Annotated in this window: 13 protein-coding genes, 1 other RNA gene and 1 pseudogene; 13 read left to right on the top strand and 2 right to left on the bottom strand. The window is 62.9% G+C overall.

The annotated features are described in order from the left end of the window. The 13 genes from ABJK70_RS14020 to ABJK70_RS13960 form a co-directional block, all read left to right on the top strand. The coding region (locus ABJK70_RS14020) for a Mu transposase C-terminal domain-containing protein (RefSeq protein ID WP_347258281.1) at positions 1–1,540 on the top strand (1,540 nt) is incomplete at its 5' end. A 67-nt stretch (positions 1,541–1,607) separates the two neighbouring features. Next, positions 1,608–2,351: an ATP-binding protein gene (locus ABJK70_RS14015; protein WP_347258280.1), complete on the top strand. Its 744-nt coding sequence runs from the start codon at positions 1,608–1,610 to the stop codon at positions 2,349–2,351. Then, positions 2,352–2,984 (top strand): hypothetical protein, encoded by a 633-nt coding sequence (locus tag ABJK70_RS14010; protein ID WP_347258279.1) that lies wholly within the window; start codon positions 2,352–2,354, stop codon positions 2,982–2,984. Beyond that, the gene (locus ABJK70_RS14005; RefSeq protein ID WP_347258278.1) at positions 2,974–3,333 is read left to right on the top strand and encodes a hypothetical protein; all 360 of its coding nucleotides are present in this window, start codon (positions 2,974–2,976) and stop codon (positions 3,331–3,333) included. The genes ABJK70_RS14010 and ABJK70_RS14005 overlap by 11 nt, the downstream gene beginning before the upstream one ends. Continuing rightward, positions 3,330–3,605, top strand: a complete 276-nt coding sequence (locus tag ABJK70_RS14000; RefSeq protein WP_347258277.1) for a hypothetical protein — start codon at positions 3,330–3,332, stop codon at positions 3,603–3,605. Before ABJK70_RS14005 ends, ABJK70_RS14000 begins: the two co-directional genes overlap by 4 nt. A 1-nt stretch (position 3,606) precedes the next feature. Further along, positions 3,607–3,673: hammerhead ribozyme type II (locus tag ABJK70_RS13995), an RNA gene on the top strand. A gap of 236 nt (positions 3,674–3,909) precedes the next feature. Further along, complete coding sequence (locus ABJK70_RS13990) at positions 3,910–4,308, top strand: Mor transcription activator family protein (RefSeq protein ID WP_347258276.1); 399 nt, start codon at positions 3,910–3,912, stop codon at positions 4,306–4,308. 87 nt (positions 4,309–4,395) lie between these two features. Beyond that, on the top strand, positions 4,396–4,746 hold the full coding sequence (locus ABJK70_RS13985; protein WP_347258275.1) for a helix-turn-helix domain-containing protein: 351 nt from the start codon (positions 4,396–4,398) through the stop codon (positions 4,744–4,746). Then, positions 4,706–5,386 carry a hypothetical protein gene (locus tag ABJK70_RS13980; RefSeq protein WP_347258274.1) on the top strand — a complete coding sequence of 227 codons (681 nt, stop codon included), beginning with the start codon at positions 4,706–4,708 and terminating at the stop codon, positions 5,384–5,386. Before ABJK70_RS13985 ends, ABJK70_RS13980 begins: the two co-directional genes overlap by 41 nt. A gap of 17 nt (positions 5,387–5,403) precedes the next feature. Further along, the gene (locus ABJK70_RS13975; protein ID WP_347258273.1) at positions 5,404–6,486 is read left to right on the top strand and encodes a hypothetical protein; all 1,083 of its coding nucleotides are present in this window, start codon (positions 5,404–5,406) and stop codon (positions 6,484–6,486) included. 160 nt (positions 6,487–6,646) lie between these two features. Next, a complete protein-coding gene (locus ABJK70_RS13970) occupies positions 6,647–8,074 on the top strand; it encodes a hypothetical protein (RefSeq protein WP_347258272.1) in 1,428 nt (475 codons plus the stop codon). 4 nt (positions 8,075–8,078) lie between these two features. Further along, positions 8,079–8,621, top strand: coding sequence for an HK97 gp10 family phage protein (locus ABJK70_RS13965; protein WP_347258271.1), 543 nt, complete (start codon positions 8,079–8,081; stop codon positions 8,619–8,621). Continuing rightward, complete coding sequence (locus ABJK70_RS13960; RefSeq protein ID WP_347258270.1) at positions 8,618–9,667, top strand: phage minor head protein; 1,050 nt, start codon at positions 8,618–8,620, stop codon at positions 9,665–9,667. Before ABJK70_RS13965 ends, ABJK70_RS13960 begins: the two co-directional genes overlap by 4 nt. Positions 9,668–9,692: 25 nt before the next feature. Here the strand turns inward: ABJK70_RS13960 and ABJK70_RS13955 are convergent, their stop codons facing one another. Continuing rightward, the gene (locus ABJK70_RS13955; RefSeq protein WP_347258269.1) at positions 9,693–9,887 is read right to left on the bottom strand and encodes a hypothetical protein; all 195 of its coding nucleotides are present in this window, start codon (positions 9,885–9,887) and stop codon (positions 9,693–9,695) included. 139 nt (positions 9,888–10,026) lie between these two features. Beyond that, positions 10,027–10,146 (bottom strand): annotated as a pseudogene (locus tag ABJK70_RS13950) (transposase); the annotation flags it as partial.

Genomic DNA, 10,146 nt, shown 5'->3' with positions numbered 1-10,146 from the left:
CCTGGAACTGCGCCAGCGGCCGCAAGGCATGAGTCTGTCGGCGATCGCCGAAGCGATTCAAAAGCAACTGGGCGAGGGGGCCGTCTCCTACTGGCAGGTCTACCGCTTCTTCAAAGAGAAGTTTTCCGCCATCGATCAGCTGAAAGGCCGGCACACCGGATCGGATTTGGCCGTCCACAAGTTCTGTCATCGCCGCACGGCGGACGGCATGGCCCCCATGGACGAGGTTCATGCGGACGGCTGGAGCACCCATTTCACGGCGCCGCACCCGGTAAACGGCGATTTCGTGGTGCTGGAATGCTGGCACTTCCACGATTTTGCGACCCGCTTCGTTTTTCCTCCCTCGGTGGGGCTATCCGAATCGTTCCTGGTGATCGCCAGGGGCTTGGAGCATTGCATCCGGGTCGGCGGCGTCCCGGCCGTGCTGCAAACCGACTCGACCGGCTCGGTTAAGAACGATCGCATGAGCCTCGATCCGGTGAGTTCCATCGCGGCGCGGGCCGGCCTGCACATTACTCACCCCAGGGTAGGCAATAGCCAGGGCAACGGCATTTGCGAGAACTTCAACAAGTACTTGGACAGCCGCAGCAAGGAACTGGCCACGTATCAACATCCGAGCATGGACGGCAAGGTCCATCGGAATGTCCGCAAGTTGGTCGGCAAGATGGTCAAGGCCCACACGCCGAAGGAGCGTTTGAACTTCAAGCGCCAAGTCCAACGGACCGGCAAGGGCCTTGTCTTTGACAGCTATCAGCAAGCCGTGGACTGGCTAACGCAGGTTTGCGAGGAATTCAACGACAAACCGCACAGCTTCCTTCCGAAAATCCGCGATCCCCAAACCGGCCTGAGGCGCCATCAAACGCCGCGCGAAGCCTGGAACCAAGCCCTGGCCCAGGGCGCCGAGCTGACATTGTTGGACGAGGACGATTTACAGGATCTGTTCCGGCCGCATGAGCGGGTAACCGTGCGGCGCGGGGCGGTCACCTTGTATGGCCAGCGTTACTGGCATCCCGATCTTGAACACTGGAACGGGCACTCGGTCCAGGTGGCCTACGACATCATGGACGGCAGCAAGGTTTGGGTCAAAGACCGTGATGGAATGCTGATCGGCGAAGCGGCCCTTTACGAAAGCCGTAACCCGAGACCGCGAAGCGTCTACGAAATGGCGTTCGAGAAGCGCGCCGATGCCCAGCTCAAGCGCTTGAGCAAGAAGGCCGAAGCCATCGAGGCCCAACGCCCTTCCACCGTTCTGGACCATTTGCCCTCGACGGCCCTGCCCCGATCCGGGGACACGTGGCCAACGGGCATGCCGAACGACGACAACGTCACCGAGTTGATTGGCGTCAGCCGCCCGATGTTCGCGGCCGATTACGAAAAATACGAGTGGCTGATGGATCGGCCCCGGGAGATCAGCAGGGAAGACCAGGGATGGCTGGCGTGGTATCGCACCACGTCCGAATGGGAGGACTTGTACGGCCACATGAAACCCGGTGCGCTGTACGGAAAAGAAGCGGTCGCCCAGGATAGTGACGCTACCTAGGCGACCAACGCAAAAAACGACGCCCCCTCGAAAGGGGCGCCGCACACAAGCAGATGAGAGTTTAGCAATGCGAAAACACTTTGTAAAAGTATCGAACTACAAACGCTTCCGGGCCGGCATCACGGCCGTCGAAAACCGGGGGGCCGCCGAGGCTGGCTGGATGCTGATCACCGGCGAAGCCGGCCACGGCAAGTCGGCCACGGTGGACAATTGGGCCGCCGAAACCGGCGCGGTGTATCTCCGCGCCAAGGTCGAGTGGACGCCGAGTTACTTTTTCCACGAACTGGCGCAACGGCTAGGTATCGATCCGCCCCGCTTTCCCAAGGATCTGTTCTCCCGTTTGCTGGCCACTGTGGGCCAGCAGCAAATCCCTATTGTGATCGACGAGGTGGAACATGCGCTCCGCGACAACGCGGCCGTGCTGGAAGGGTTGCGCGATCTGACCGACCTGACCGAAACGCCGGCCATTCTGATCGGCATGGAACAGGCACAAACCAAGATCAGCCGGCACCTTCAGATTTCGAGCCGGATTGCGCAGGTCGTGACCTTTCAGCCGGCCACCCCGGACGACGTGCGGCTGACCTGCACGGAGCTGAGCGAAGTGGCCATCGCGGACGATCTCTGCGCCGAGATCCACCGCCAAAGCGCCGGCCGCATGCGCGAGCTCCTGAACGCCATCGCCACGGTCGAGCGCACGGCGCTTCGCAATGGCCAAAAGCAAGTCGCCCTGGCCGATATGGTCGGCCAGGTGCTGACCCACGATTGGCAGGCCCGCCGCCCGCGCGCGGTCAAATTGACGGGAGGGCGCTAAATGGCTTTTGTTGCACAAACCTTGCTGGCGGCCATCGAACAACTAACAGCGGAGGGCAGGGAGGCGACTTGCGCAAGCCTATCCGAGGCCGCTGGACTCACCCATCGTCAAGTTGCAGACAGTTGCGCCATTCTGGTCCGGCGGGAACTTATCAGCCGGCTACGGCCGGGGTGCTATCAGATGACCGAGGCGGGACGGCTGGCCTTGGAGCAAGGGGGCACCCTCAAAAGCGGCCCGCGATCCGCCATGCCCCGCACCCGGACGCGGGGGCTGCGGCTAAAAGCGTGGCGGCTGATGCGGAACAAGCAGAAGTTTAGCCTAAACGACTTGTGCCAGGTGCTGTGCGACGGCAGCGAGCAAGCCGCCGAATCCAATCTCAACAAGTACCTTCGAACGCTCCACGCCGCCGGCTTCTTAACCCGCCTGCTACGACGAGAAAAGGGGACGGCGCCGACCAGTAACGGTCAATATCGGTATCTCCTGGTGCGGGATTCAGGGCCGTTGGCCCCGGTTTGGCGACAGAAGAGCAGCAGCCTTTTCGACCCCAACACGCAGGAGGAGTACGCCTTGAACCCTGCGGCGGTTTCCGAAGACGGCGATTCCGCCGCCGTGGAGGTAGTGAATGAGCGCTAAATACGGACCTTATGGCCGCCGGCTCGATAGGCCCGTGCTCGGCGGAGCCTGGCAGAACAACAAAGGTGACACGATGAACAAAGACCCAAACCGCAGCATGGAGCGCTTCGGTTCGTTCGGCGAGTTCATGGACTTCGCCTATTACGAGGCTCGGGAAATCCATGCCCAGGCTTGGGCCATCAACTGGGCGCTGTATAACCCGGATCATCGGATCGATCAGGACGAACTGATCGAACGCGCCAAGCAGCTGCTCCACGCGATTGAAATCAAGGCGGAGGCCCTTTTTCGGCTTCTCGATAACTGGGAAGACTTGCAGTCGGCTGCGGCATCTTCAGGAGAACGTTCATGACGGGGCGATATGTAAAGGTGGAGATCGATGCTATGGAAGAGCAACTGAACAAGATCGACAATGTACGCATGGCTCTGAATGCGTTGTCTGCGGTCGTGGCTCCCGAGTGTCCGTGGGACAAGCGGGGGAGCCGTCAAACCTTGGCTGGCGTGGATCGGGAGGAATTCGCGGTCTTGATCGATTTGCTTAATCAGAACCTCAAAACCGGTTACAAGGAAGCGATGGAGCTCCTCGAATTCAAGCGCGTCCACTCTTCCCAGGATACCGACTAAACCGCGAAACCGGGACTTCGGTCCCGGTCGTCCGGGGGTGGTGCCCCGGACCTGATGAGCAGCCTGGAGCCTTGGGGAAGACATCGACGGTAACGCCACCCTGACGCGTCGAGACGCCCGGTTTTAGCGCAGGTAACCTTCGGGGATTTGGATCGTCTCTTGACGGTTTCTGCGCGGCTGGGAACGGGGTAGCCGCGAATTGCTCCGAGTGAAAGTTTCTTGCAGAGTATGAAAGCCTTCCGCTCCCGCCAAAATCGCGCAGATGAAATCCTTCATCTGCCGCCGCCCCTGCTGAAATGTTTCCATGAGCCTCATGGAAACCGTCGAACTCGATGCCGAGCTGATTCAATACCTGCCCCAATCCATGCGCGACATGGCGGAGGTCATTCCGCTCGACGCGGTGGTGGCGCTCATCCGGCATTACGGCGGAACGACCCTTTATTTACCGACCACCGTAACCGAGACCTCCGACCTGGCCAAGGCAATCGGCTTCCCGGCGGCCTGCCAACTCGTCGGCCGCTATCGAACGGAATCTCTGCACATTCCGAGAGCGGTCCACCTTCAACGGGTACTGCGTGATCGGGCTATCCTGAAAGCCCATGCCAATGGCGCAACCCGGAACGAACTCGCAAGAGCTCACGGCGTCAGCGACCGCATCATCTCCCAGGTGATCGCCAGCCACCGCCGGAAGGTGCCCGCATGATGGCCCTTCACCCTGAACGGCCTTTCTTGGCGCCCGGCGTGTCCACGCTGTGCCGCGCTGCGCCGAACAGTTGCCGGGAGGACGCGCATGGCTAGACGCACGAAGACGCGGCGCCGGTCCGACCGGACCGTCACGGGCGACGGTCAAAAGGCCCTGGCCCGCTTTGAAGCCGGCTTTCCCCTGAGCTTCAAGGAAGTCGTGATCGTCACCGGAATCGGCAAGTCCCGGCTCTATCGCCTACTGGCCGAGCGCAAGGGACCGCCCTTCCTGCAAGAGAAAAAAGGCGGCAGCCGGATCTTCCCGGCCGCCGACCTCAAAGCCTGGCTGGAGCGCTGGAAACAACGCCCGGCCGACCCATCATCCGTAGATCATCCCAACCCCACGACTGGAGCGTCCCATGAACCACCCGCACAAAGCGACTCTACCCCCGGAAACTGACCCGCCGCAGAACGCGGACGCGAGCCCGGCCCGCCTTGGCGAGCTGCTGGACCATCGGTCCCATTTGATAACGTTACGCCATCAAGAGCAGACGCAGGCGACCGAATGGACGGCTGAGCTTCAGACCCTCGAAAACGAACGTCTCGATCTCCTGGCGCAACTGCGCGTCGAGAGCGATCCCGACCTTCGCGCCCGCGCCGAAAGCTTGCAAGAGGAGGTTCAAGCGCTGCGGCAACGCCTCGCCGATGCCGAAGCCATCGCGGCGCGACTACAGGGCAGGATCGATGCGGTGGACCGGGCCTTGCCGGAGGCCCGGCGCGCCTACCAAAGCGAGCTGGGACAATACCTGGACAAGCTCTATGTGCAGTACGCGGACCGCTACCAAAAAGCGGTGCCCGAAGTCTGCGAGGCCCTCTTGATGATCGCCGCGATCCACCGCGTGATGATGCGGCACCTCACCGGCAACAGCAACGGTTGGGACCGCCGCGTCTACCTGCCGCAAATCGTCCCGTTCTCCGGCACGACGCTGACGCCCCACCTCGACGGTGGCAATCAGGCATTCGCCGAGGAAGCCGCCCTGCGCACTGCGAAGGTCGAAGCCCTGCTGCGCGAGGCCGGCTTTATCCATCCCACCCGTTAAACCCGGAGCCGCTGCCCATGAACGCTTTTTCCTCCCGCTACCAGGCGGTGTCCAACGCCGAAGGGATGTTGCACGCCTTTTTCGATCCCGATAACGCCCACGTGCGGAGCTTCAAGGAGTGCTACATCGCCATTACGGGCGATCGGAAATGCACCGGCCGCGTCGAGGACATCGATGCCGCCCGGTTCGGCGAAATGACCGGCTTTCGCGAGGCGCTCACGACCGACGCCTTGGCCAATGTGCTGTCGAGCGCCATCCGCCGCCGCATGATCGCCGACTACCAAAACCGGTTTTCGCGCTGGGCCGTGTGGCGCAAGATCGCGAGCATCGCCCGCGACGTGACCGACTTCAGGACGCAGGAACGCACCCGCTGGGGCGGCTACGGCGATCTGCCCGAGGTGAGCCAAGGATCGTCTTATCCCGCGCTCACGCCGCCGACCGATGACGTGGCGACTTACAGCGTGCAGAAACGCGGCGGCACGGAGGATATTACCCTGGAAGCCATCCGGGCCGACAATTCGGAGTTGATCCGGAGCATTCCGAAAAAGCTGGCCGATACCGCCCACCGGACCGCGAGCAAGTTTGTCCTGGATTTGATCCGGACCAATCCGGTCATTTACGACAACCTGCCGCTGTATGACGCGCAGCACCAGAACAGCGGCAGCGCTCCGCTATCGGCGGTGTCCTTGGCGGCCGGCATCAACGCGATGCGCGCCCAGGGGGAGCCGGGCAGCGGCGATCGGCTCGACCTCCAGCCGCGCTCTCTGCTGGTGCCGTTCGATGCCGAGGAAACGGCGTTCAACCTGTTCCGGCGCACCACCAACCAGGACAAGACGTTCATCCAGTCCCGCAAGATCGAGATCGTGCCGATCTGGTATTGGACCGATCCCAACGATTGGGCGCTGGTGGCCGATCCGGCCGAAGCGCCGGTGATCGAGCTGGCCTTCTTGGACGGTCAGGAAGATCCGGAGGTCTTCGTCGCGGACAATCCCAGCGCCGGCAGCCTGTTCAGCCACGACAAGCTGGTTTTCAAGATTCGGCACATTTACGGCGGTACGGTGGTGGACTACCGGGGCATCTACAAGTCCACCGTGCCGTAACTCCGAGGCGCTCCCGCCGCGGCCGAGAGAGGCGTTCCATAGGCCGCGGCGAAGGGACGGATATGGAACGCGGGGACACGGCGATGGTCCCGCACGTCCGAGTAAGCCCGGACATGTCCCCCCATCGCCACCCACGATTTTTCAAGCGGAAAAGGTGACTGTGATCAAATGGTTTGAATCGATCAGCCAAGGGCTTTCGGCCTTCCGCGAGGCGGTTTCAACCCCGGCCAAGGCCCATCTCCGCGAGGCGGTCGGGGTGACCGTCGACAACGATGAAGACCAATGGCGCCGGCTGACCGGGGACGTCGATCGGGATCTGTCGCCCATGACCCAAAAACGTATGCGGGACATGGCGCTGTATCTCTGGGAAGCGAATCTGCTGGCGAACCGACTGATCGAGCTGCCGGTGGCCTACTTGCTGGCGGAAGGGGTCCAGCTCACGGTCAAGGATGAGGAGAACCAAAAGGTGTTAGACCGGTTCTGGAAGGACCCGATCAACGAGATGGACCTGAAGCTGCCGCAGAAGGTGCGGGAGCTGGCGCTCTACGGCGAGCAATGTTATCCGACCTTCGTCAACGAGATGAACGGCCATGTCCGCCTCGGCTATCTGGACCCGGCGCTGATCGAAACGGTGGTGACCGATCCGGACAACCGCTCACAGGTGATCGGCATCGTGACGGTGAAGGATAAGAAAGGCATGGCCCGTCGCTACCGCACCATCATCAACGGTCCGGAAGACGTGTTCAGCGCGCGCACCCAGGAGATTCGCCAGACGTTCAGCGACGGCGAGGCGTTTTATTTCACCATCAACGATCTGTCCAACGGTCGCCGCGGGCGCTCGGATCTCCTGGCGCAAATCGATTGGCTGGACGGTTACGAGCAGTTCTTGTTCGGCGAACTCGACCGCGCCAGTTTCATGCGGGCATTTCTGTGGGATGTAACGCTTACCGGGGCGACGCCCGAAGAGGTGGCAAAACGGTCGAAGGAGATTTATCCGCCGGCGCCGGGATCGGTACGGGTGCATAACGACGCGGAAATCTGGGCGGCCGTGACGCCGAGCCTAAACGCCCAGGATTCCAGCGAAAACGCCCGGCTGTTCCGCAACCATGTGCTCGGAGGGGCGACCGTGCCGGAGCATTGGTACGGCGGGGGCGGCGACGTGAACCGGTCGACCGGCGAAAGCATGGGCGAGCCGACGTTCAAGGTGCTTTCGATGCGCCAGCGGGTGATCAAGCATATCCTGGAGTCGATCGGGCGGTACGTACTGCGCCAAAAGGCCATGGCCTATGGCGAGGGCGATCCGGATTTCGCCGCCCCGGCCTGGTCGGTGACCGCCATCTTCCCCGAAATGGTCGCCAAAGACACCGCGAAGTATGCCGCCGCCTTGCAGCAAGTGGTCATGGCCGCGGCCGCAGCGGTCGAGCGCCACCTGATGACCGCTCAAACCGCCGTCCGCTTGATCGGCCTGGTCGCCGGACGGTTGGGCGTCGAGATCGACGCGGCGGCGGAATTGCGGGCGGCGCGCGAGGAGCAGTCCGCCCAGGCCGAGGCCGATGTCTTTACCGAGCCGGACGGCACACCGGAGTAAGCCCATGGACATGCACATCGATCTTGAAGGTTTCCAGGAAATCCAGGCCCTGCTGGAGCGCGCGCCCGATCTGACCTTGCAGGCATTACACCGCGCCACCGTGAAGGCCACCCATTTCCTGGAAGGCCAGGTGAAGGAGCGAACGCCCACCGGTGATCTGGGCGCGCTGAGGGAAAGCATTTTCAGCGAAACCCGGATCAGCAACGGCTTGGGCGTGGCGCCGGTCGGCGTCATCGGCGTGGTGGGCACGCCCTTGAACTATGCCATCCCGGTGGAATTGGGCACCCGGCCGCATTTCCCCTGGGACAAGGAGCGCAACGAATTGCCGCGTTCCCTGGTCGACTGGGTGCACGCCAAGCTCGGGGAGACCGGCAAGGAGGCCGAGGAAACGGCCTGGCTGGTCGCCCGCGCCATTTCGAAGCGCGGCACCAAGGGCGCCTTCATGTTCACGGAGACCATCCGAAGACACGGTGATGACGTCCGGGGCATCTACCGCGAGGCGATCCGAGACGTGGTGCAACAGCTGGCCTCGGGGACTGCCCGATGACGGCAAAAGACGAGCGTGAAAAAGTGTTTCGCCAGGTGCAAAAGGCGGTCTTGAAACGCCGGACCGCGCTGCTGCGGGACACTTACGCGGACATCGTGCGCTTGCTCGAGGAGGCGCTCGCCCAAGTTCGGCTGACCCTGGCCCGCCAGCCGAGCGACTATCAGCTTTGGTATCTGCCGCAGCTCCAACAGGAAATCGAGGCGACCTTAAAGGTGTTCGGCGAACAAGCCGGACAGACCCTCAGCCAGGCGTCGGGCGACGCCTGGACGTTGGGGCAACGGCTCGTCGACGATCCGATGGCCGCGGCCGGCCTGAGCGTGGCCGGGCGATTGCCGGCGCTCGATCCCCGCCAACTGGTGGCGATCCGGACGTTCACGGTCGGCCGCATCGCCAATATCACGGCGGAGGCGGCCGGCCGGATCGGCACCCAACTCGGCTTGGTGGTGACCGGCGCCCAGTCGCCGGGCGACGCGATCAACGCCATCGAGCAGGTGCTGGGCGAACAGTCCCGCGCCAGGGCGCGCACCATCGCGCGCACGGAACTCGGCCGCCTCTTCGCCGTCGCCTCCCATGAACGGCTTATGCAGGCCGCCGAAGTCGTCCCTGGCCTGATGAAGATGTGGCGGCGGAGCGGCAAAGTCCATTCCCGGCTTTCACACGACCTGACCGATGGTCAAATCCGGCCGGTCGATCAACCGTTCGTGCTTGGCCGCAAGAAGGTGGTGGACGAAGAGACCGGCGGTGTCCGGCTGCGGTTTCCCCACGATCCCAAGGCGCCCGCGTCGGAAACCATCAACTGCGGCTGCGTGATGATCCCCTACATGGCGGATTGGGCGGCGGCCGGCAAAATGGCATATCCCGGCGCCAAGCCCTTCAGCGCGGAGGAGATCCGCCTGAATCCCACCAAGGCCGAGCTGGCGGACCCGCCCAAGCCCCTAAAGGCGCGGGAGAGCGCGAAAGGCGGCGGGCGCCGCCTGTTAAGCGTCGCCTTCCCGGCCCCATTACGCTGGGTGGGTCGGCTGATCGGGACCTGGTTCCGTGACTGAGGGCGAGTCTCCGGCCCCGACCGCCTCACTGGCTGAGGCCGAACAGGAAACCGAGCAGGGCGACACCCCAGAGCCGGCTGGCCCAAAGCCAGATGAAAAAGGGCGTGATGACCAGCCAGAAATAGATAGCGCTATCGGCCTTGAGCGCCAGGCAGGCCAGCAGGGCAAAGCAGGCAAACCCGCCGGAATAGCGGGCCAGTTGTTCGCGGCAAGTCGTCATGGGCCATGTACCGAGGCGGTGAAGACGACGGGGAGGATAAGCGCGGGGGCCGGCGGATTCAAGCGCGACTTTAGCGGGTTTTTGTGTGTCAAATCGTCCGCAAAAGTGTGTCAAATCGCGCGCAAAGCTTCAGTTCACAGGCCGTCTGCAACGCCAGGTCATGGCGCCAGGTGTCGTGATCGTTGAGGTCTTCATAGCCTTGGCACAGGCCATAAACCCGCTGTCGCAGCAGGTGGAGCACGGCGTGGGCACACCGGCT

The organism is Methylocaldum sp. (assembly GCF_039794385.1).
Taxonomy (GTDB): domain Bacteria; phylum Pseudomonadota; class Gammaproteobacteria; order Methylococcales; family Methylococcaceae; genus Methylocaldum.
Note: the sequence above shows the minus strand (reverse complement) of the source record. Positions and strands in the feature narration are given on the sequence as shown.